Origin of the sequence: Tepidiphilus thermophilus (assembly GCF_001418245.1) — a bacterium.
In the GTDB taxonomy this organism is placed as follows: Bacteria; Pseudomonadota; Gammaproteobacteria; order Burkholderiales; family Rhodocyclaceae; genus Tepidiphilus; species Tepidiphilus succinatimandens.
The window spans coordinates 1-20,482 of sequence record NZ_LIPU01000002.1 but is presented as its reverse complement, the minus strand read 5'-3'; the positions used below and the strand labels follow the sequence as shown (position 1 = coordinate 20,482).

Annotated in this window: 19 protein-coding genes and 1 tRNA gene; 11 read left to right on the top strand and 9 right to left on the bottom strand. The window is 66.6% G+C overall.

Features of this window, described 5'->3' with window-relative positions; genetic code table 11:
* Positions 1 to 29: 29 nt before the first annotated feature.
* From prmB to dapD, 4 genes are read right to left on the bottom strand one after another with little or no spacing between them, the layout of a single operon-like run.
* The gene (prmB, locus tag ASC37_RS01855; protein WP_055422755.1) at positions 30 to 956 is read right to left on the bottom strand and encodes a 50S ribosomal protein L3 N(5)-glutamine methyltransferase; all 927 of its coding nucleotides are present in this window, start codon (positions 954 to 956) and stop codon (positions 30 to 32) included.
* A complete protein-coding gene (dapE, locus tag ASC37_RS01850; RefSeq protein ID WP_055422754.1) occupies positions 943 to 2,094 on the bottom strand; it encodes a succinyl-diaminopimelate desuccinylase in 1,152 nt (383 codons plus the stop codon). Before dapE ends, prmB begins: the two co-directional genes overlap by 14 nt.
* A complete protein-coding gene (locus tag ASC37_RS01845; protein WP_055422753.1) occupies positions 2,091 to 3,269 on the bottom strand; it encodes a PilT/PilU family type 4a pilus ATPase in 1,179 nt (392 codons plus the stop codon). The genes dapE and ASC37_RS01845 overlap by 4 nt, the downstream gene beginning before the upstream one ends.
* A 13-nt stretch (positions 3,270 to 3,282) precedes the next feature.
* Positions 3,283 to 4,113, bottom strand: coding sequence for a 2,3,4,5-tetrahydropyridine-2,6-dicarboxylate N-succinyltransferase (gene dapD / locus ASC37_RS01840; protein ID WP_055422752.1), 831 nt, complete (start codon positions 4,111 to 4,113; stop codon positions 3,283 to 3,285).
* 42 nt (positions 4,114 to 4,155) lie between these two features.
* Here dapD and smc point away from each other — a divergent pair, with 42 nt between their 5' ends.
* The 4 genes from smc to galU are packed head-to-tail and all read left to right on the top strand — an operon-like array spanning position 4,156 to position 11,812.
* Positions 4,156 to 7,695 (top strand): chromosome segregation protein SMC, encoded by a 3,540-nt coding sequence (gene smc, locus ASC37_RS01835; protein WP_072247886.1) that lies wholly within the window; start codon positions 4,156 to 4,158, stop codon positions 7,693 to 7,695.
* A 32-nt stretch (positions 7,696 to 7,727) separates the two neighbouring features.
* Complete coding sequence (locus tag ASC37_RS01830; RefSeq protein ID WP_055422750.1) at positions 7,728 to 8,837, top strand: cell division protein ZipA C-terminal FtsZ-binding domain-containing protein; 1,110 nt, start codon at positions 7,728 to 7,730, stop codon at positions 8,835 to 8,837.
* Positions 8,838 to 8,847: 10 nt separating this feature from the next.
* The gene (ligA, locus tag ASC37_RS01825; RefSeq protein WP_055422749.1) at positions 8,848 to 10,893 is read left to right on the top strand and encodes an NAD-dependent DNA ligase LigA; all 2,046 of its coding nucleotides are present in this window, start codon (positions 8,848 to 8,850) and stop codon (positions 10,891 to 10,893) included.
* 4 nt (positions 10,894 to 10,897) lie between these two features.
* Positions 10,898 to 11,812 carry a UTP--glucose-1-phosphate uridylyltransferase GalU gene (gene galU / locus ASC37_RS01820; RefSeq protein ID WP_232424737.1) on the top strand — a complete coding sequence of 305 codons (915 nt, stop codon included), beginning with the start codon at positions 10,898 to 10,900 and terminating at the stop codon, positions 11,810 to 11,812.
* Positions 11,813 to 11,851: 39 nt separating this feature from the next.
* Here galU and typA read toward each other — a convergent pair whose 3' ends face one another.
* The gene (gene typA, locus ASC37_RS01815) at positions 11,852 to 13,672 is read right to left on the bottom strand and encodes a translational GTPase TypA (RefSeq protein WP_055422748.1); all 1,821 of its coding nucleotides are present in this window, start codon (positions 13,670 to 13,672) and stop codon (positions 11,852 to 11,854) included.
* A gap of 94 nt (positions 13,673 to 13,766) precedes the next feature.
* Between typA and ASC37_RS01810 the strand changes: the two genes are divergently transcribed.
* Positions 13,767 to 14,510: an S-methyl-5'-thioinosine phosphorylase gene (locus ASC37_RS01810; protein WP_055422747.1), complete on the top strand. Its 744-nt coding sequence runs from the start codon at positions 13,767 to 13,769 to the stop codon at positions 14,508 to 14,510.
* Positions 14,511 to 14,560: 50 nt separating this feature from the next.
* Here ASC37_RS01810 and ASC37_RS11200 read toward each other — a convergent pair whose 3' ends face one another.
* The 3 genes from ASC37_RS11200 to ASC37_RS01800 all read right to left on the bottom strand — a co-directional run bounded on the left by ASC37_RS11200 (position 14,561) and on the right by ASC37_RS01800 (position 15,269).
* The gene (locus tag ASC37_RS11200; protein WP_072247885.1) at positions 14,561 to 14,908 is read right to left on the bottom strand and encodes a type II toxin-antitoxin system PemK/MazF family toxin; all 348 of its coding nucleotides are present in this window, start codon (positions 14,906 to 14,908) and stop codon (positions 14,561 to 14,563) included.
* Complete coding sequence (locus ASC37_RS01805) at positions 14,890 to 15,099, bottom strand: hypothetical protein (RefSeq protein ID WP_055422746.1); 210 nt, start codon at positions 15,097 to 15,099, stop codon at positions 14,890 to 14,892. Before ASC37_RS01805 ends, ASC37_RS11200 begins: the two co-directional genes overlap by 19 nt.
* Positions 15,100 to 15,175: 76 nt before the next feature.
* Positions 15,176 to 15,269, bottom strand: a tRNA-Ser gene (locus ASC37_RS01800).
* A gap of 66 nt (positions 15,270 to 15,335) precedes the next feature.
* On the opposite strand from ASC37_RS01800, the gene ASC37_RS01795 reads away from it, so the two are divergent.
* From ASC37_RS01795 to ASC37_RS01785, 4 genes are all read left to right on the top strand, one after another.
* A complete protein-coding gene (locus ASC37_RS01795; RefSeq protein ID WP_055422745.1) occupies positions 15,336 to 15,566 on the top strand; it encodes a sulfurtransferase TusA family protein in 231 nt (76 codons plus the stop codon).
* A gap of 95 nt (positions 15,567 to 15,661) precedes the next feature.
* Entirely contained in the window at positions 15,662 to 15,796 is a 135-nt protein-coding gene (locus ASC37_RS11880; protein WP_232424736.1) for a hypothetical protein, read from the top strand.
* Complete coding sequence (locus ASC37_RS11875) at positions 15,793 to 16,071, top strand: type II toxin-antitoxin system RelE/ParE family toxin (RefSeq protein ID WP_055422744.1); 279 nt, start codon at positions 15,793 to 15,795, stop codon at positions 16,069 to 16,071. Before ASC37_RS11880 ends, ASC37_RS11875 begins: the two co-directional genes overlap by 4 nt.
* Positions 16,072 to 16,084: 13 nt before the next feature.
* A complete protein-coding gene (locus ASC37_RS01785) occupies positions 16,085 to 16,405 on the top strand; it encodes a HigA family addiction module antitoxin (protein ID WP_055422969.1) in 321 nt (106 codons plus the stop codon).
* Between the two features lie 18 nt (positions 16,406 to 16,423).
* Here ASC37_RS01785 and ASC37_RS01780 read toward each other — a convergent pair whose 3' ends face one another.
* Complete coding sequence (locus ASC37_RS01780; protein WP_055422743.1) at positions 16,424 to 19,282, bottom strand: valine--tRNA ligase; 2,859 nt, start codon at positions 19,280 to 19,282, stop codon at positions 16,424 to 16,426.
* A gap of 169 nt (positions 19,283 to 19,451) precedes the next feature.
* On the opposite strand from ASC37_RS01780, the gene ASC37_RS01775 reads away from it, so the two are divergent.
* Positions 19,452 to 20,177: a Wzz/FepE/Etk N-terminal domain-containing protein gene (locus ASC37_RS01775; RefSeq protein WP_141654644.1), complete on the top strand. Its 726-nt coding sequence runs from the start codon at positions 19,452 to 19,454 to the stop codon at positions 20,175 to 20,177.
* A gap of 50 nt (positions 20,178 to 20,227) precedes the next feature.
* Positions 20,228 to 20,482 (top strand): transposase (locus ASC37_RS01770; protein ID WP_082438333.1); only part of this gene is annotated, 255 nt, incomplete at its 3' end.

The following is a 20,482-nucleotide window of genomic DNA, read 5'->3' as shown; positions in this document are numbered from 1 at the left end:
CGCGGTCCGATTGCGTCGTTGCGCGGTGCTCATAGCGCCGAGGCGGGCAAGAGAAACACCTTGTCCTCGGCCGTCTCCGTGGCGAGCCAGGTGAAGGGGAGCTCGGGGAAGGCCGCTTCCACCAGTGCCCGGTTGTGCCCGACTTCCACGGCGAGCCAGCCCTGCGGCGTGAGGTGGCGCTTCGCTTCGGAGAGGATACGCCGCACCACGTCGAGCCCGTCTTCTCCCGCGGCGAGCGCGAGCGCCGGCTCGTGGCGGTATTCCTGCGGCAATTCGGCCATGACCTGCGCCGTGACGTAGGGCGGGTTGCTCACGATCAAGTCGAACGTTTCACCTCCGAGCGCCGAGAATACGTCCGAGCGCAGTAGCCGTACGCGATCCTGCAGGTCATAGGCTTCGACGTTGATCCGCGCGACTTCCAGCGCCTCGTCCGAGAGATCGGCCGCCACGATCTCCGCTTGGGGAAAAGCATAGGCGGCCATGATCGCGAGGCAGCCCGAGCCGGTGCACAGATCGAGCACCCGCTGTATTCTTTCCGGCTGCTCGAGCCAGGGCGAGAAGCGCTCCTCGAGCAGCTCGGCCAGAAACGAGCGCGGCACGATCACGCGCTCGTCCACGTAGAAGCGAAACGGTCCCAGCCAGGCTTCGTTGAGCAGGTAGGCCGTCGGCACTTTATCGACGGCGCGGCGCTCCACCAGCTCGGCCAGGCGTTGGCGCTCGGACTCGGTGAGGCTTGCGTCCAGAAACCACTCGAAGCGCTCGCGCGGCAGCTTCAAGGCGCCGCTCACCAGCCACACCGCCTCATCGAGGACGTCCTCGCAACCGTGGCCGTAGAACGCCTCTTCGCTCTCGAGCCGGGTGACGGCGTAGCGTACCCAGTCGCGCACCGTGATGAGCGCCTCGGTCTCGTCGTGCTCGTGGGCTTCGAACATCGGATCGTCTTCAGCTTCGTGCATGGGCTTCTCCGGCAGGGGGCAGCAAGCGTTCCAGGACGCCGCGATAGACGGCGGCGAGTGGCTCCAGTTCTTCGAGCGCCACGCATTCGTCGATCTGGTGGATGGTGGCATTGACCGGTCCGAATTCCACCACCTGCGGACAGATGGCGGCGATGAAGCGTCCGTCGGAGGTGCCGCCGCTGGTGGAGAGCCGCGGCGCAATCCCGCAGGCGGCTTCGACGCCGTCCGATAGCGCCGCGACGAGTTCGCCCCGGGGCGTGAGGAAGGGGCGCCCGCCCAGCTCCCAGGAAAGGGAGAAGGGCACGCCGTGGCGGTGCAAAATCGCCTCCACCCACTCCTGCAGGCCCTCCGGCGTCTGCTCGGAGGAAAAGCGGAAATTGAAAGTCATGCGGCATTCGCCGGGCACCACGTTCGTCGCACCCACCCCGGCGTGCAGGTCGGTCACCTGCAGCGACGTGGGCGGAAAATGTTCGTTGCCCCGATCCCATTCGGTGGCCACGAGTTCGGCGAGCGCCGGCGCCAGGCGATGCACCGGGTTATCGACCAGATGGGGATAGGCGACGTGACCCTGCTTGCCATGCACCGTGAGCCGGCCAGTGAGCGAACCGCGCCGGCCGTTCTTGATCGTGTCTCCGAGCACGCGCTCGCAGGTGGGCTCGCCCACCAGGGCGTAGTCGAAGCGCAGGCCGCGCGAGCGCAGAACCTCGACCACGTGGCGTGTGCCGTGCACCGCCGGCCCTTCTTCGTCGGAGGTCAGCAGAAAGCCGATGGAGCCGCGATGCGCGGGGCACCCCGCGAGGAAGGCTTCCACCGCGCACACCATGGCGGCGAGCGAACTCTTCATGTCGGCGGCGCCGCGCCCGTAGAGCCTGCCCTCGGCCACCGTGGCAGAAAAGGGCGGAAAGCGCCAGCGATCCTCGGGGCCGGGCGGCACGACGTCGACGTGTCCGGCGAAGACGAAGAGCGGTCCCTCTTCCCCGCGCCGCGCCCAGAGGTTGGCCACGCCGCCCGCATCGAGCCGCTCCAGGGTAAAGCCGAGCGCGGCGAGCCGCTCGCCGATGAGCGCCAAGCAGCCGGCTTCCGCGGGCGTGACGGAAGGGCGGCGGATGAGCGCCTGGGCGAGTTCAAGGACGTTCATGTCTTGGTGCTGGCCAGCGAAGGAAACTCGATTTCGGTCATCTGCGAGGGCAGGTCGACGTCGGCGGTGGGAATGCCGCCATCCTGGATCGTGGTCTGCACCCCTGCGTTTTGCAGTTCCCACTGCAGGTTGGTGGGCGAATCGGCCTGGGCGATCGCCTCTTCCAGGGTGATGGCACCGCTGCGGTAGAGTCGCACCAGATCCTGGTCGAAAGTCTGCACACCCGGGGAGAGCGAGCGCTCCATCGCGTCCTTGATCATGGAGAGGTTGCCTTTCTCGATCATCTCGGCGATAAGGCGCGAATTGACGAGGATCTCGACCGCCGGGATGCGTTGCCCCTTCACGTGCCGCACCAGGCGCTGGGCCACGATGGCGCGCAGCGCCACGCTCAGATCCGAGAAGAGCAGCCCCCGGCTCTCCAGCGGATAGAAATTCACGATGCGGTTGAGCGCGTGATAGGTGTTGTTCGCGTGCAGCGAAGCGAGCACCAGGTGTCCGGTGAGCGCATAGGCGATCGCCGCCTGCATGGTTTCCAGATCGCGGATCTCGCCGATGAGGATGCAGTCCGGTGCCTGGCGCATGGCGCTCTTGAGCGCCTCGCCCCAGGAGAGGGTGTCGATCCCCACGTCGCGCTGGTTGACGAGCGATTTCTTGTGGCGGAAGAGGTATTCGATCGGGTCTTCCACCGTGAGGATGTGCCCCGGCAGGGTCGAGTTGCGGTGATCGATCATCGCCGCGAGCGTGGTCGATTTGCCCGAACCGGTGGGGCCGACGACCAGGATGAGCCCGCGTTTGCCCAAAGCCATCTCGCCCAGCACGGGCGGCAGCCCCAGGGCCTCGAACGAGGGGATGTCGCGGCTCACGTAGCGGATCACCGCCGCCGGGCTGTTGCGCTGCCAGAAGGCGTTGATGCGGAAGTTGCCGACATCGGACAAGCCCAGGGAGAAATTGAGCTCCTTGCGTTCGACGTAGCGCTGCCACAGCGCCTCGCTGGCGATGGCCTCTTCGAGGATGCGCCGCACCTGCTCAGGCTTCATCACCTGCTGGTTGATCGGTGCCACGACGCCGTTGATCTTGATGTGGATCGGCGCCCCCGCCGTGATGAAGATGTCGGAGGCGTTGCGATCGTGCATCGCGCAAAAGAGCTTTTCCAGCACCGGCGTGACGATGGGCATGATGGTCGCCTCCTCAGGCTCCGCGCAGCAGTTCGTTGATCGCGGTCTTCGCGCGCGTCTGCGCATCCACGCGCTTGACGATCACGGCGCAGTACAGGCTGTATCTGCCGTCGGGGGAGGGGAGGCTGCCGGGCACGACCACGGCACCGGAGGGCACGCGCCCGTACAGGATCTCGCCGCTTTCGCGGTCGTAAATCTTGGTGCTCATGCCCAGATAGACCCCCATGGAGATCACGGCGTTCTCTTCCACGATCACGCCCTCGACGATCTCGGAGCGCGCGCCGACGAAGACGTTGTCCTCGATGATCACCGGCCCGGCCTGCACCGGTTCCAGCACGCCGCCGATGCCCACGCCGCCGGAGAGGTGCACGTTCTTGCCGATCTGGGCGCAGGAGCCCACCGTGGCCCAGGTATCGACCATGGTGCCCTCATCGACGTAGGCGCCGATGTTTACGTAGGAGGGCATGAGCACCACGTTCTTGGCGATGTAGCAACCGCGCCGCGCCGCCGCCGGCGGCACCACGCGAAAGCCCCCTTCGCGGAAGTCTGCCTCGCCGTAGCGGGCGAACTTCGGCTCGACCTTGTCGAAGTAACGCGTCTCGCCGCCTTCCATGAGGCGGTTGTCGCGCAGGCGGAAGGAGAGCAGCACCGCTTTCTTGATCCACTGATTGACGTGCCAATCGCCCTCGCGTTTCTCGGCCACGCGGATCGCGCCGCGATCGAGCCCGTCGATCACCGCCTCCACTGCGTCGAATACCTCCTTGGGCGCGTTGCCGGGGGAGAAGCGCGCGCGCTCTTCGAACGCGGCGTCGATCAGCGATGCGATGCCTTGCCAGTTGGCCATGAGATCCTCCGTGGAGATGATTCCAGTTTCACCTAACGCGAAATGGTATCATGCGCGGCTCGAAGCCTTCATTGGTCTTCCTTTCACGCCGTGCGACTCATCAAGATCAAACTGGCCGGTTTCAAGACCTTCGTCGAGCCGACCACGCTCGTGCTCCCGGGCGCGCTGGTGGGCATCGTCGGGCCCAACGGCTGCGGCAAATCGAACGTGATCGACGCCGTGCGCTGGGTGCTCGGCGAGATGCGCGCCTCCGCCCTGCGCGGCGAGCAGATGGCCGACGTGATCTTCAACGGCTCGGACAAGCGAAAGCCCCTGGCGCGCGCGAGCGTCGAGCTCGTCTTCGACAACGCCGACGGCGGCGTGCCCGGCCCCTGGGGGCGATTCTCCGAGATCTCGGTCAAGCGCGTGGTCGTCCGCGGCGGCGAATCCAGCTATTTCCTCAATGGGCAGCGCGTGCGCCGCCGCGACGTGGTCGATCTCTTCCTCGGCACGGGACTGGGGCCGCGCGCCTACGCCATCATCGAGCAAGGGATGATCTCGCGTATCGTCGAGGCAAAGCCCGAGGAACTGCGCCGTTTCCTCGAAGAGGCGGCTGGCGTCACCCGCTACCATGAACGGCGCAAGGAGACGGAGGCGCGGCTGAAGGAGGCGCGTTCCAACCTCGAGCGGCTGGCCGACCTGCACGCCGAGCTCGCCGCCCAGGCCGAGACACTCGCCGTCCAGGCCGAACGCGCCCGGCGCTATCGTGAGCTGGAAAAACGCCTGCGCCTGGCGCGGCAGCAATCCTGGGCGTTGCGGCGGCGCGAGGCGGCCGCGGCGCTTGCCGCCGGAGACGAGCGCATCGCCGCGCTCGAAGCCGAGCTGGAACGGCAGCGGCAGGAACGAACGAGTCTCGAAGCGGCGCTCGAATCGGCCCGTGCCGAGGCGCAAGCGGCTGCCGCGGCGCTCGAATCCGCCCAGCAGGTCTATTTCGAGGCGAGCGCCCGGCTCGAACGCGTGATCGGCGAGCGGCGCCATCGCGAGGAGACGCTCGCCGCGCTCGCCGAGCGGCTCGAGCGCATCGGCGAGGAGGCAGGGCGCTGGCAGGAAGAGGGCGATCAGGCCCGCCTCGAGCGGGCGCGCTGGGACGAGCTCGACGCGCTCGCCCAGGCTCGGCGCGAGACGCTGCAGGAACGGCTGGAAGCGCTCGACGAGGTGCTGGAAGCGCTCGAGCGCACCCTGGAAGATGCCCGCCACGGCGCGGCGATCGCCGAGCGCGAGCGGCACGACGCCCAACGGCAGATCGCCGTCGAACGCGCCCGGATCGCCGCGTTGGAGCGCTCGCTGCAGGCGGGCGAGGCCCGGCTCGAGCGCCTGGCGCAGGAAGCCTCGTCGCTCGCTGGCGGCGACGAGGAGGCGCTCGAGCGCGAGCACGCGCGGCAAGAGACGCTCGCCGGGCGGGTCGAAGCGCTGCGCGAGGCGCTCGAGGCCGCGCAAACCCGGCTGCGCGAGGCGCAGGCGCAGCATGACGCATCCCAGGACGAATTCCGCCGGCTCGACACCGAGCTCGGTCGGCTCGAAGCACGCCGCCGGGCGCTCGCCGAAACCCAGGCGCGCTGCGCTGGTGGCTCGGGCGAGGGCGCAACGGCGCTGTGGCCGCGGCTCGAAGTCGCTGCCGGCTGGGAAACGGCGGCCGAAACGCTCCTCGGCCCCTGGCTCGGGGCGCGCCTTGCGCCGCTGTCCGAGGCCGCCGTGCGGGTCGAGCACGCGCCGCGTCCCGGCGAAGCCTGGCTGTGGCAGGATCTTCCCTGCGAAGCGGGGTTGGAAGAAGGCGAGCCACTGCCCGAAGGCGCGGTGCGGGCCGCAGCGGCGATCTCCGCCCGAGACCCGACGCTTGCCGGCGCCCTCCAGCGTCTCCTTGCCCATACCGTCTTCGTCGAGGCGATCGACGAAGCGCTGCTCGATTGGGCGCGCGAACGCGGGCTGCGCCTGGTCGACCGGCGAGGCTGGATCGTCGATCCCCATGGGGCGCGCAGCCTCGGCGCCGACGAACGGATGCTCGCGGGCGTCCTCGAGCGCGCCCGCGAGCTCGGTGTGCTGGAGGCAGAATGCGCCGAGCGCGAACGGCAGCGCGAATCCGCCGCGGAGAGACGCGTCCGCTGCGCCGCCGCCTGCGACGAAGCGAAGATGGCGCACGACGCCTTGCGCCGCGAGCTGCAGCAGGCCGAAAAGCTGCAGCGCGCGCATGCGCTCGAACTCGCCCGGCTCGAATCCGCCTTCGAGCACGCCCGCCGCCGGCGCCATGCCATCGACGAAGAGCGCACCGCCCTGCGCGAGCAGACCGAGCGCGAGCGCACCGAGCTCGCCACCCTGGAAGAGCGCATCGCTGCCCTGCTCGAACGCGAAGCCGCGCTCGAATCCTCCTGCCTCGAACGCCAGGCCGACCTCCGCCGCCAGCACGAGCGCCTCGAAGACGCCCGCGCGCAGCGCCAGGTGATTGCGCGCGAGCTGCAGGAAGCCGAATTCTCCTGCCGCGAATGCGCCCTCAAACGCGAGGAGAGCGAGCGCCGCGCCCGGATCGCCGCCGAGAGCCTCGAGCGGCTCGAGCGCGAGCGCGCCGAGCGCCTGGCCGAACGCGAACGGCTCGCCGCCGCCCCGCTCGAAGAGGAATCCCTCGTGCGCGAGGCGCGCGAACGCACTTCCAGCGCGCTCGCCCAAGCCCGGCTCGTGCTCGACGAACGTCACCAGAAGCTGCGCGAACTCGAAGAGACCCGCCAGCGGCAGGAATTCGCCCTGCAACCCCTGCGCGACGAACTCGAGCAGGCGCGGCTGCAGCGGCAGGAAGCAGCCGCGGCGCTTGCGCACGCCGAAGAGCGGCTCGCCGAACTCGGCGCCGATCTGGCCGCCCTCGAGCCTCAGCTCGACCATCTCGACGCCGCCAAGCTCGCCCGCGAGACCGAGCGGCTGGGGCGCGAGCTCGCCGCGCTGGGCGAAGTCAACCTCGCCGCGCTCGAAGCCCTGCGTCAGGTGGAAGAACGCAAGACGGCGCTGGAAGCGCAGCTTGCCGATCTCACCACTGCCATCGGCACGCTGGAAGAAGCGATCCGGCGCATCGACCGCGAGACGCGCCAGGCGCTCGCCGCCACGTTCGACGCCGTCGATGCGCATTTCGGCCGACTGTTTCCCCGGCTCTTCGGCGGCGGGCAGGCCAAGCTCGTGCTCACTGGCGAAGAGATCCTCGATGCCGGCGTGCAGATCCTCGCCCAGCCGCCGGGCAAGAAGAACGCGAGCATCCACCTGCTCTCGGGCGGCGAGAAGGCGCTCACCGCCATCGCGCTCGTCTTCTCCTTCTTCGCCCTCAACCCGGCGCCTTTCTGCATCCTCGACGAGGTGGACGCGCCGCTCGACGACGCCAACACCGAGCGCTACGCCCGATTGTTGCGGGAGATGTCCGGCACGACGCAACTTCTCTTCATCAGTCATAATAAAATCACGATGGCGGCGGCCGAGCAGCTCATCGGCGTCACGATGCAGGAGCAGGGCGTCTCGCGCATCGTCGCCGTCGACATCGACGAGGCGCTGCGGCTCGCCGAAACGCCCTGATTCCGGCCGCGCGCCGAGGCAAAGGAACACGCATGGATACCGATCTGCTCATCGCACTGGGAGGCGTGGTCGTCATCGTCACCGCCGGCTTTTTCGGCTACGGGAAATGGCAGGAAACCCGCAGCCGGCGCACCCTCGAGCGCACCTTGCACACCCCGTCGCACGACCCGTTGCTCGATGCGGGCGAACGGGGGCCGGGCGACGCGCCCGGCAGCGACTTCACCGAAGAAGAGGGCGTGCTCGGCCCTGCGCACCGCGTCTCCCCCCGGCGCGAACCCGCCGCGGAAGCAGGGTTCGCCCGCACGCCACGACATCACCCCGACAGCCTCAAGGAAGGGGTCGATCTCATGGTGCGCCTCGAATCGCTCGGCGGCATGGATGCCGCGGCGCTACGGGAAGCCGTCATGCGCGAATTCCGCGATTCGCCGCGTCCGGTCGGCTGGTACGTCTTCGACGACGCGAGCAACGACTGGCAGCCGCTCACCGCCAAGACCGAGGGTCAATACCACCTCGCGCTCGCCTCGCTACAGCTCGCCGACCGAACCGGCGCCATCGGCGAGAAAGAGTACCTGCGCTTCACCGGCGGTGTCGAACGCGTCGCCGACCATCTCGGTGCCGTGCCCGGGGCCATCGAATCGCGCGTCACCGTGCTCGAGCGCGCCGCTGCGCTCGACCGCTTCTGTGCCGAGGTCGACGTGCAGATCGCGGTGAACGTCGTGCCGCGCAACGCCCCCATTCCCGGTACCAAGATCCGGGCTGCCGCCGAAGCGGCCGGCCTCACGCTCGGTGAAGACGGCCTCTATCGCCTGCTCGACGACCATGGCGTCCCGCTCTATGCCCTCGCCGACCTCGACGGGCGGCCCTTGCGCCAGCCCGACATCAAGCTGCACCAGGCAAACGGCGTCACCCTCTTTCTCGAAGTCACGCGCATCCCCTCGCCGGTGGTGTTCGACCGCATGTTCACGTTTGCCGAGAAGCTCGCCGCCACGCTCGACGGCCAGCTGGTCGACGATGCCGGCAACCCCATCACGCCCGAGGCCGGCCGGCTCATCCGCGAGCGCATCGCCCAGATCCACCAGCGCATGAAGGCGCAGGAAATCCCTCCCGGCAGCGCCATCGCCCGCCGCCTCTTCGCTGGATGAAAGGACCACGATGACCTCCCATGCCCCGCCGGAGGCGGTCGAACGCGCCCGCTGGCTGCGCGAAGAGATCGCCCGGCTCGACTACGCCTACTACGTGCTCGCCGAGCCGCTCGTGCCGGATGCCGAATACGACCGGCTCTTCCGCGAACTCGTCGCGCTCGAAACCCGCTATCCCGAGCTCGTCACCCCCGATTCCCCCACCCAGCGCGTGGGTGGCAAACCGGCGCCCGAATTCGCCGAAGTCCGGCACGAAGTGCCGATGCTCTCGCTCACCAACGCCTATACCGACGAAGAAGTGCTCGCCTTCGACCGGCGCTGCCGTGAGCTGCTCGGCATCGAGCGCATCCGCTACGCCTGTGAGCCGAAGTTCGACGGGCTCGCCATCTCCCTCATCTACCGCGACGGCCTCTTCAGCCTCGGCGCCACCCGGGGCGACGGTTTCACCGGCGAAGACGTCACCGCCAACCTGCGCACCCTCCGCTCCATCCCCCTGCGCCTGCGGCTCGACTCCCCGCCGACGCTGCTGGAAGTGCGCGGCGAAGTCATCATGACGCGCGAAGACTTCAAGCGGCTCAACGAAGCGCAGCTCAAAGCGGGCGAGAAAACCTTCGTCAATCCGCGAAACGCCGCGGCCGGCAGCCTGCGCCAGCTCGACCCGCGCGTCACCGCCAAGCGGCCGTTGCGCTTTTTCGCTTACCAGCTCGTGCGCCTCGAGGGGCACCCTTGGCCGGAAACGCACAGCAAGGCGCTCGCGCTCTTGCAGCGCTGGGGCTTTCCCCTGTCGGACGCGCGCGAAGTGACCGAAGGCGCCGAGGGGCTGCTTGCCTACTACCGCCGCATGGAGGCCGATCGCGACCGGCTCCCCTTCGACATCGACGGCGTGGTCTACAAGGTCGACGATCTGTCCGCGCAGCAGCGCCTGGGCACCATCGCCCGCGCGCCGCGCTGGGCCATCGCCCACAAGTTCCCGCCGCAGGAAGAGATCACCCGCCTCGTCGGCATCGAAGTGCAGGTCGGACGCACCGGCGCGCTCACTCCCGTCGCCCGGCTCGAACCCGTCTTCGTGGGCGGCGTCACCGTCACCAACGCTACGCTACACAACGAAGACTACATCCGCGACAAAGACATCCGCATCGGCGACTGGGTGGTGGTGCGCCGCGCGGGCGAAGTCATCCCCGAGATCGTCAAGGTGCTCCCCGAGCGGCGCGACGGCAGCGAACGCCCCTTCGTCATGCCCGAGCACTGCCCCGTGTGCGGCTCGGCGGTGGCCCGCGACCCGGACGAAGCCGCGGCCTACTGCACCGGCGGCATGTACTGTCCAGCCCAGCGCAAACGCGCCCTCGAGCATTTCGCCTCTCGTCTGGCGATGGACATCGAAGGGCTGGGCGAGAAGCTCATCGAGCAGCTCGTCGATCTCGGCTGGGTCGAAACCCCGGCCGATCTCTACGACCCCGACAAAATCAATGCCGATCGGCTCGCGAGCCTGCCCCGCATGGGGGAAAAATCCGCCGCCAAGCTGATGGCCGCCATCGAGCGCAGCAAGAAGACGACGCTCGCCCGCTTCATCTATGCCCTTGGGATCCGGCACGTGGGCGAGGCCACCGCCAAGCTCCTCGCCGGGCACTTCGGCTCGCTCGACGCCCTCATGAACGCCAGGCTCGACGAGCTCACCGCCATCGAAGGCATCGGCCCGGTGGTGGCGCAGAGCATCCGCGACTTCTTCGACGAGCCGCACAACCGCCAGGTGATCGAGCGCCTGCGCCGGCTCGGCGTGCATTGGGAAGAAAGCGTCCCCGCCAAGAAGAGCAGGGCGCTCGCCGGTCTCACCTTCGTGCTCACCGGCACGCTACCGCGCTTGACGCGCGAAGAAGCGAAGGCTCTCATCGAAGCGCACGGCGGCAAGGTGAGCGCCTCCGTGTCGAAGAAGACCGATTACGTCGTCGCCGGCAGCGAAGCCGGCAGCAAGCTGCAGCGGGCGCTCGAGCTGGGCGTTCCCGTCATCGACGAAGACACGCTCGAGCGCCTGATCGCCGAGCGCAGCACAACCCAAGGATGAACCCATGGATCAACCGCAGGAGTCGAATGAAATGAAGAAAGCCGTGCGCAAGGCCGTGTTCCCCGTGGCCGGGATGGGCACCCGGTTCCTCCCCGCCACCAAGGCGAGCCCCAAGGAAATGCTGCCCATCGTCGACAAGCCCCTCATCCAGTACGCCGTGGAAGAAGCGGTGGCCGCCGGCATCACCGAGCTCATCTTCATCACCGGCCGCACCAAGCGCTCCATCGAGGACCACTTCGACAAAGCCTACGAGCTCGAATCCGAGCTGCAGGCCCGCGGCAAGAAGGAACTCCTCGAAGTCGTGCGCAAGACCGTTCCCAAGGGCGTCAACTGCATCTACATCCGCCAGTCGGAGGCGCTCGGCCTGGGACACGCCGTCCTATGCGCCGAATCGGTCGTGGGCGACGAACCCTTCGCCGTGCTGCTCGCTGACGACCTCTGCGACCACCCCGAAGGCAAGCCGGTGCTCGCCCAGATGATCGACGTCTACAACTACCACCGCTGCTCGGTGCTCGGTACCATCAACGTCGCGCGCGAAGAGACGCGCCAGTACGGCATCGTCAGCACCGAACCCGAAGCCCGCGGCAAGATCCAGCGCATCACCGGCATCGTCGAGAAGCCCAAGCCCGAAGAAGCCCCCAGCACCCAGGCGGTGGTGGGGCGCTACATCCTCTCGGGCAACATCTTCGAGCACCTGCATCGCATCCAGCCCGGCGCGGGGGGCGAACTACAGCTCACCGACGCCATCAGCTCGCTGCTGCAGGAAGAAGCCATCCTCGCCTACGAATTCGACGGCGTGCGCTACGACTGCGGCTCCAAGCTGGGCTACCTCAAGGCCACGGTCGAATTCGCCCTGCGCCACCCCGAAGTCGCCAACGAATTCCGCGACTTCCTGCGCGCCCGCTCGGTGGGACTGTAACGAAAAAGCCCCCGAAGGGGCTTTTTCGCGAAAGGAAGCTCAGGCGAGCGCCGTCTGCTTCGCCGCGCGGCGGCGATCGTGTTCCTGCAGGTGGCGCTTGCGCAGGCGGATCGACTTCGGCGTGATCTCGACGAGTTCGTCGTCCTCGATGAACTCCACCGCCGCCTCCAGCGTGAGCTCGATCGGCGGCACGAGCCGGATCGCCTCGTCCGAGCCGGAAGCGCGGATGTTGGTGAGCTGCTTGGTGCGGATCGGATTCACCACCAGGTCGTTTTCCCGCGTGTGGATGCCAATGATCATGCCCTCATAGACCGCATCGCCCGGGCTGACGAACATGCGGCCGCGATCCTGCAGCTTCCACAGCGCATAGGCCACGGCCTGGCCGTCGTCCTGCGACACGAGCACCCCGTTGCGTCGTCCGCCCACGGGACCGGCGAGAGGTCCGTAGCCGTCGAAGATGTGGCTCACGAGCCCCGTGCCGCGCGTGAGCGTCAGGAACTCCCCCTGGAATCCGATGAGGCCGCGCGCCGGCACGCGGTATTCCAGCCGCACGCGCCCCTTGCCGTCGCTCGTCATGTCGAGCAGTTCCGCCCGGCGGCGCCCCAGTTCCTCCATCACTGCGCCCTGGTGGCCTTCCTCGATATCGACCGTGAGCCGCTCGTAGGGCTCGTGGAGTTCGCCGTCGATCTCTTTCAACACCACCCGCGGTCGGCCCACCGCCAGCTCATAGCCCTCGCGGCGCATGGTTTCGAGCAGGATGGTGAGGTGCAGTTCGCCCCGGCCGGAGACCTCGAAGCTGTCGCCATCTTCACTGAAGCGCACGCGCAGCGCCACGTTCTTGAGCAGCTCCTTCTCCAGCCGTTCGCGGATCTGGCGGCTGGTGACGAATTTCCCTTCGCGCCCGGCCAAGGGCGACGTGTTGACCATGAAGGTCATGGTGAGCGTGGGCTCGTCCACCTCGATCGGCGGCAGCGGCTGCGCCGCCTCGGGATCGCACACCGTCACGCCGATGCCAACCTGCTCCACGCCGGAGATCATCACGATGTCGCCTGCCACCGCCTCGGGCACCGCCTCGCGCTCCAGGCCGACGAATTTCAGCACCTGGCCGATCTTCGCCCGACCCAGGTTCTGTTCGCCCAGCCACACGCCCACTTCCTGGTTGGGGCGCAGACGCCCCTGGCGGATGCGGCCGATGCCCAGCTGCCCCACGTAGCTCGAATAGTCGAGCGAGCAGATCTGCAGCTGCAGGGGCGCGTCGATCGTCACCGGCGGCGGCGGAACGTGGGCGATGATGGTCTCGAAGAGCGGGCGCATGTCCTTGCCCGGCTCGTTCAGATCCAGCGTGGCGTAGCCCTGCAGGCCCGAAGCATAGACGATGGGGAAGTCCAGCTGCTCCTCGCTCGCGTCGAGCTCGGCGAAGAGATCGAATGTGGCGTTGATCACCCAGTCGGGCCGGGCGCCGGGGCGGTCGATCTTGTTGATGACCACGATGGGCTTGAGCCCGCGCGCCAGCGCCTTCTTGGTGACGAAGCGCGTCTGCGGCATGGGGCCTTCGACGGCATCGACCAGCAGCAGCACGCCGTCGACCATGGAGAGCACCCGCTCCACTTCGCCGCCGAAATCGGCGTGGCCCGGGGTGTCGACGATGTTGATGTGGGTGTCGCCATAGCGGATGGCGCAGTTCTTGGCCAGGATGGTGATGCCGCGCTCGCGCTCGAGATCGTTGCTGTCCATCACCCGTTCGGCGACGGTCTGATGCTGGGCAAAGGTGCCGGACTGCTTGAGAAGCTGGTCGACGAGGGTGGTCTTGCCATGATCGACGTGGGCGATGATGGCGATGTTGCGAATGGCGGAGGACATGGACTTCCAGACGTACGAAAACGCCAATTATAACAAAGGGGCAAGGCGGCGTCGTGTAAAATTCCGCATCCTTTCGGCTCGATGCGGAAATTCCATGTTCGCGATCATCGGCGGCACTGGCCTCACCTCGCTCAACAATCTGGAAATCGTGCACCGGCAGGTCGTGCGCACCCCTTATGGCGACCCCTCCGGGCCGCTCACCCTTGGGCGCATCGCCGGCCGGGACATCGCTTTCCTTGCCCGGCACGGCTACGGTCACACCTATGCGCCGCACCGCATCAACTACCGCGCCAACCTCTGGGCGCTGCAACACGTGGGCGTGCGCGAGGTCATCTCGGTGGCTTCCGTCGGCGGCATCCAGGCGCAATACGCTCCGGGCTCCCTCGTGATTCCGCACCAGATCATCGACTACACCTGGGGGCGCGTGTCGACCTTCTTCGAAGGCGAAGAAGATCCGGTCACGCACATCGATTTCACCCTGCCGTTCACCCCGGCGCTGCGCGAACGCCTGATCCGCGCCGCGCAAAAGGCAGGGGAGCCGGTGATCGACGGCGCGGTCTACGCCTGCACCCAGGGCCCGCGCCTGGAGACCGCCGCCGAGATCGACCGCCTGGAGCGCGACGGCGCCAACGTGGTGGGCATGACCGCCATGCCCGAAGCCGCGCTCGCCCGCGAACTGGGCCTTGCCTACGCCGCGATCAACGTGGTGGCAAACTACGCCGCCGGCCGCGGCGCCGACGCGAGCGAGATTTCATTCACCGAGATCGAGGCGACGCTTTCCGAGACCATGGCCCGGGTCAGGCATGTGCTGGAAGCATTCGCGGCGCAGCGGGAGTGAGGGGGTTTGCTCTGCACCGATCCCAATTGGTTTCATTCTTCGAGCGGCCGTCACTCGGACAGTCGGCCTTTGCGTACCAGCTCGATGACCCGGTTTCGCACCTCTTCGAGTTTCTCATTCCTGATCCGTCCTGCCATGCGTTGGAACAGATCTTGATGAGCGGTAAATAGTTTCCCGGGACGGATATAGCTGGTCTGTTGCAGTGAGCCACAGGAAAAGTCACCTTCCGCCAGTTCAATCGCGAAGGGATCAGCGTAGGATCGGCTGGTGATCTGCAGGCACAGCCAATCCTCCCGTCCGCTATGAGCGAGCACGAGTGCCGGCCGTAGTTTGGATGCTGATAAATCTGAGAATGGAAAAGGCACGAGGACCACGTCGCCTATTGCAGGTGCGTCCATGCCTCATCCTCTTCCGGTTTCAGCCAATCCTCCGCAAGGGCCTTTTCAGCCAGCTGTGTGACCTCGTCGATTTCAGCGGGAGCTTCGTCCAATATGGTCACCAAGGCGCGACGCATTCCTTTGATTTCAACGGGTTCGACCAGGCGGACATGCCCCTTTTCGTCGATGATGGCTTCTACGGTCTGTTTCATCACGTGCCCTCCGCCTTGTTCCGGATCGACAACTCAATGATGGTGGGCATGGGGGCAAGGAGTTATGCTCATGTAATGGCGGAGATGGAGGGATTCGAACCCTCGATACCGGTTTTAGCCGGTATGCTCCCTTAGCAGGGGAGTGCCTTCGACCTCTCGGCCACATCTCCTTGAAGAGGTGCTATTCTAACCGATGAGGACGCTTGGCGTCAAACCTGCGGAGGAAACCATTCATCATGATGGTCGATCTCGAGCTCGACGCGCGCGGGCTGCGCTGCCCGCTGCCCATCCTGCGCACGAAGAAGGCACTGGCCACCTTGCACTCGGGGCAACGGCTACGGGTGCGGACCACGGACCCCGGTTCGATGAAAGACTTCTCCGCCTTCGCCCGCCAGAGCGGCAACGTACTCGAAGTGGCGCGTGAAACCGGCGAAGGGGAATATGAATTCGTGCTGATTCGGCGATAGGATGGGTTAGATTGCAAGACGCAGGAACGTATGAAATGTGACTGATTTACGACGACGTCCGCTTCAGCGAACGCCCGGCAGCGGATTCCGAAGAGGTGGCATCAGGCATCGTGCTCGATTTCGACGAGCTGGGCACAGTGGTTGGGATCGACATTGAGCAACCAGCCAAAACCAGCTTCGTGATCTTGTCGTTGGCGTTCGTCACCTTTGGCGTTACAATCAAACCATGATCCGATCGTTTCGTTGCCGCGACACCGAAGCCTTTTTTCAGGGCAAGCGCATTGCGCGGTTCGTGGCATTCGAGGCAGTGGCCATGCGCAAGCTGCAGCAGCTGCACGCGGCCACATCATTGGAATTTCTCCGTGTTCCACCGGGGAACCGACTAGAATTACTCACGGGGGATCGCGAGGGTCAGTACAGCATCCGCATCAATGTCCAGTGGCGCGTGTGCTTCGTCTGGGACGGGCGCGACGCCTGGGAAGTCGAAATAGTTGATTACCACTGAGAAAGCCATGCCGATGAGCCGTGAAGTTCCTCTGGTCCACCCTGGCACGATCCTGCTAGAAGACTGGCTCAAGCCACTGGGCATCAGCCAGTACGCTTTGGCGCGAGCGATTGGCGTGCCCCGTCGGCGCATTAACGAGATCATCCAGGGGCGGCGGGCCATCAGCGCGGATACGGCGCTGCGCCTGGCCGCTTTCTTTGGGGTCGATGCCGAAAGCTGGCTCGCCTTGCAGGCGCACTACGACGCCGTGCAGCGGCGTGAGGCGCTCGCCCAGGAACTGGCTGCGATCCCGCGCTATGAACACCTGGCGCGGGAGTATTCCGAGTCCGTCTGAGCTGCGAGCGCCTCTGTCTCACCCCCCCGCCAAATGCCGCTCGATGCGCGCGAGCTGCGGTTCGAGCTGCGCGAGCGTGGCGCTGAAGCGCTCGATGCGCTCGCGCTCCTGGGCCACCACTTCGGCCGGCGCGCGTTCCACGAAGCTGGGGTTTTCCAGTTTCTTCTTCGCCTTGGCGATCTCGGCGCGCAGGCGCTCGATCTCCTTGGCAAGCCGCTCGCGCTCCTTGGCGGCGTCGATGGGCACGTCGAGCATGAGCTGCAGCGTCTCCACTGCCGCTACCGGCGCGAGCGCATCTTCGGGTAGGCGCGCCAGCGTGCGCACTTCCGTGAGCCGTGCGAGCGCCTGCAGGTAGGGAACGAACCCGGCGATCGTCGCCGCGAGCGCCTCGTCGGCCGCCTCGCCCAGCGCCACCGCCAGCGGCACGCGCTCGCCCGGGTTGAGCTTCATCTCGGCGCGCAAGCCCCGCACCGCCCGCGTGATTGCCTGGAAGAGCGCCATCTCGCGCTCGGCCGCTTCGTCGAGCCGCCCGGGCTCGGCGACGGGGTAGGGCGCCACCATGATCGAGTCGCTCACCTTGCGCCCGGCCACGGGGGCTACGTGCTGCCAGAGCTCCTCGGTGATGAAAGGAATCACCGGGTGCAGCAGCCGCAGCACGGCTTCGAGCACGCGGATGAGCGTGCGGCGCGTGGCGTGGCGCACCGCCTCGTCTCCTTGCGCAAGACGCACCTTGGCAAGTTCCAGGTACCAGTCGCAGTATTCGTCCCAGACGAATTCGTAGAGCGCCTTGGCGTAGAGGTCGAAGCGGTAGTCGGTGAGGTGGCGCTGCGCTTCCGCTTCCACCCGCTGCAGGCGGGAGACGATCCAGCGTTCGGCAAAGCCCAGCGCCTCGGGCGCGGCGGGCGTCTCCGGCAGATTCTCGCCCACGTTCATGAGCACGAAGCGCGTCGCGTTCCACAGCTTGTTGCAGAAGTTGCGGTAGCCCTCGCAACGGCCGAGGTCGAACTTGAGGTCTCGCCCCGGGCTCGCGAGCGAGGCGAACGTGAAGCGCAGGGCATCCGCACCGAACGCCGGGATGCCGTTGGGGAATTCCTTGCGCGTACGCTCCACGATCGAGGCGGCCTGTTTCGGGTTCATCAGGCCGGTGGTGCGCTTCTGGATGAGCGATTCCAGGTCGATGCCGTCGATGAGGTCGATCGGGTCGAGCACGTTGCCCTTGGACTTCGACATCTTCTGCCCCTCGGCATCGCGGATGAGGCCGTGGACATAGACGTGCTTGAACGGAATCTTGCCGGTGACGTGGGTGGTCATCATCACCATGCGCGCCACCCAGAAGAAGATGATGTCGAAACCCGTGACCAGCACCGAAGAGGGCAGGTAGAGATCGAGCGCCGGGTTGGATTTGGCCGGATACTCCGGCGTCCAGTCGAGCGTGGAGAAAGGCCACAGCGCCGAAGAGAACCACGTGTCGAGCACGTCCGCGTCGCGCGTGAGCGGCCCCGTGTAGCCCTCGGCCGCGGCAAGCGCCCGGGCCTGCGCCTCGTCGTGCGCCACCCAGAAGCGACGATTTTCGGCCGGATCTTCGTCGGCGTACCACGCCGGGATCTGGTGCCCCCACCACAGCTGGCGCGAAATGCACCAATCCTGGATATTGACCAGCCACTGGCGGTAGGTATTCACCCAGTTGTCGGGGAAGAAGCGGATGCTGCCGTCCTCGACCACTTCGAGCGCCTTTTGCGCGAGCGACTTGCCGTCCGCCCCGGGCTTGGTGGTGGCCACGAACCACTGGTCGGTGAGCATGGGTTCGAGCACCACGCCCGTGCGCTCGCCGCGCGGCACCATCATCTTGTGCGGCTTCACCTCGACCAAAAGCCCCTGCGCCTGCAGCTCGGCCACGGCCTTTTCCCGGGCCACGAACCGGTCGAGCCCGCGGTAGGGCTCGGGCACCTGGTCGTTCAGATGGGCATCGAGCCGGAAGATGTTGATCAGCGGCAGCCCGTGGCGCTGGGCTACGGCGTAGTCGTTGGCGTCGTGCGCTGGCGTCACTTTCACGCAGCCGGTGCCGAAGCTCGGATCCACGGCCGCATCGGCGATGATGGGAATGCGCCGGCCCACCAGCGGCAGGATTACCTCCTTGCCGATGAGCCCCTGATAGCGGGGATCTTCCGGATGCACCATCACCGCCACGTCGCCAAAGAGCGTCTCCGGCCGCGTGGTGGCCACCACCACGCCCCGTTGCCCGTCGATGGGCCCGTCGGCGAAGGGGTAGAGGAGGGACCAGAGGAACCCTTCTTCCTCTTCGGCCGACACTTCCAGATCGGAGACCGCCGTGCGCAGCTTCGGATCCCAGTTGACCAGGCGCTTGCCGCGGTAGATGAGCCCCTCGCGGTAGAGCCGGACGAAGACGTCGCGCACCACGCGCGACATTCCCTCGTCCATGGTGAAGCGCTCGCGGGTCCAGTCGGCCGAAGTGCCCAGCCGCCGCATCTGCCGCGTGATGGTGCCGCCGGAATATTCCTTCCACTGCCACACGCGCTCGAGGAATTTCTCCCGTCCCAGATCGTAGCGCGTGAGTCCCTCGCGCTCGAGCTGGCGCTCGACCACGATCTGGGTGGCGATGCCGGCATGGTCGGTGCCCGGCTGCAACAGCACGTTGTCCCCGCTCATGCGCCGCCAGCGCACCAGGATATCCATGATGGTCTGGTTGAAGCCGTGCCCCATGTGCAGCGTGCCGGTGACGTTGGGCGGCGGCATCAGGATGCAATAGGGATTTTTTCTGCTCGGATCGAAACCGGCGCGGAAGTAGCCGTGTTCCTCCCAGTAGGGATACCAGCGCGATTCGATCGCCTTGGGTTCGAAGCTCTTGTCGAGGGACATGGCACCAATGGAATCTGGGGACGAAAGCTAGAGATTATAGCGCGAGCAGCGCCTCGGCCCTGGCCTCGACGTCAGCGAAACCGCTCGTGCCGGCGTCGTTCCTGAATCCCACCCGAGTGGAGATGAGGTATACTTGCCGCCGATTCAGCTCTCCACCGGACGTTTTTCCATGGTTTCGCCCCTGCCGCAAGGCCCCGCCACGACCCAAGCGTTCACTGCCTACGACGACGAGATCAGCCTCACGGACCTCGCCCTCACTATTTGGCGGCGGCGGCGCATCGTGCTGGCGGTCATCATCTTGGCGCTCCTTGCCGGCGCTGCGTTCGCCTTCCTGCGCCCCCGTGCCTACGAATACAAGGCCACTATCGAGATCGGTACGCAAACGTTGGGCAAGGATGCCCAACAGATCGTGCCGCTCGAGGGCACCGACACCGTACTCTCCAAGCTCAAGGACGCCTACATTCCGGTGGCCATCGCCGAGGCGCTCCGGGAAGATGCCAGCCTCACCCATCTGAAGATCGACGCCTCCGTGCCCAAAGGGGCCACCGTCATCACGCTTTCCGCCAAGGCGCCGAAAGCGCTGGAGCCGATCTATCTGGGTGTGATGAACGCAGCTGCCCAGAGGCTCATCGCCGATCACGCCCCTATCGTCTATGCCAAAAAAAGCGATCTACGGCTGATCATCGAGCGCAAGCGCGCCGAAATCGACGACCTGGACCGCCAGATCGCCCTGCTGCAGACCGACAGCAAACGCACCGAAACCCGCCTGGCCGAGACCCAGGGAAGCATCCAGCGGCTGCAGGCCCAGTTCGCCAGCGAGGGTGATGCGGCGAAACAGGCCACCCGCTCGGTCAGCAACGAGCCTGCTGCCATGACCCCCTCTGTGTCAGAATAGTTGTCGTCTCGATAGATCCTGAAACCAGAGGGCGACAAAGGAAGAACGAAGTGGCCAGATACGGACAGTCCTTCAAGGACAGGGCGGTTGCACGGCTGTTGCCGCCAGAAAGTGTCGCGGTGCAGACGCTGGCGCGAGAGCTGAGCATTTCAGCTGCGACGCTAGCGCGCTGGCGAGCCGAGGCGCTCTCCCAGCCCGTTGGCGAGCGGGGCTGGAGTGCGGGGGCCCGATTCGAAGCGGTGCTCTCGACCGCCGCGATGGACGAGGCGAGCAAAGGGGCCTGGTGCCGCGAGCATGGCGTGTAT

Coding starts and splice junctions, on each gene's coding strand:
- smc (WP_072247886.1), top strand. CDS start 4,156: ATGGTATCATGCGCGGCTCGAAGCCTTCATTGGTCTTCCTTTCACGCC.
- ASC37_RS01805 (WP_055422746.1), bottom strand. CDS start 15,099: ATGAAACAGACCGTAGAAGCCATCATCGACGAAAAGGGGCATGTCCGC.
- ASC37_RS01845 (WP_055422753.1), bottom strand. CDS start 3,269: ATGCCCATCGTCACGCCGGTGCTGGAAAAGCTCTTTTGCGCGATGCAC.
- ASC37_RS11200 (WP_072247885.1), bottom strand. CDS start 14,908: ATGGACGCACCTGCAATAGGCGACGTGGTCCTCGTGCCTTTTCCATTC.
- ASC37_RS11875 (WP_055422744.1), top strand. CDS start 15,793: ATGATCCGATCGTTTCGTTGCCGCGACACCGAAGCCTTTTTTCAGGGC.
- ligA (WP_055422749.1), top strand. CDS start 8,848: ATGACCTCCCATGCCCCGCCGGAGGCGGTCGAACGCGCCCGCTGGCTG.
- ASC37_RS01780 (WP_055422743.1), bottom strand. CDS start 19,282: ATGTCCCTCGACAAGAGCTTCGAACCCAAGGCGATCGAATCGCGCTGG.
- ASC37_RS01830 (WP_055422750.1), top strand. CDS start 7,728: ATGGATACCGATCTGCTCATCGCACTGGGAGGCGTGGTCGTCATCGTC.
- galU (WP_232424737.1), top strand. CDS start 10,898: ATGGATCAACCGCAGGAGTCGAATGAAATGAAGAAAGCCGTGCGCAAG.
- ASC37_RS01775 (WP_141654644.1), top strand. CDS start 19,452: ATGGTTTCGCCCCTGCCGCAAGGCCCCGCCACGACCCAAGCGTTCACT.
- ASC37_RS01810 (WP_055422747.1), top strand. CDS start 13,767: ATGTTCGCGATCATCGGCGGCACTGGCCTCACCTCGCTCAACAATCTG.
- ASC37_RS01795 (WP_055422745.1), top strand. CDS start 15,336: ATGATGGTCGATCTCGAGCTCGACGCGCGCGGGCTGCGCTGCCCGCTG.
- dapE (WP_055422754.1), bottom strand. CDS start 2,094: ATGAACGTCCTTGAACTCGCCCAGGCGCTCATCCGCCGCCCTTCCGTC.
- prmB (WP_055422755.1), bottom strand. CDS start 956: ATGCACGAAGCTGAAGACGATCCGATGTTCGAAGCCCACGAGCACGAC.
- ASC37_RS01785 (WP_055422969.1), top strand. CDS start 16,085: ATGAGCCGTGAAGTTCCTCTGGTCCACCCTGGCACGATCCTGCTAGAA.
- typA (WP_055422748.1), bottom strand. CDS start 13,672: ATGTCCTCCGCCATTCGCAACATCGCCATCATCGCCCACGTCGATCAT.
- dapD (WP_055422752.1), bottom strand. CDS start 4,113: ATGGCCAACTGGCAAGGCATCGCATCGCTGATCGACGCCGCGTTCGAA.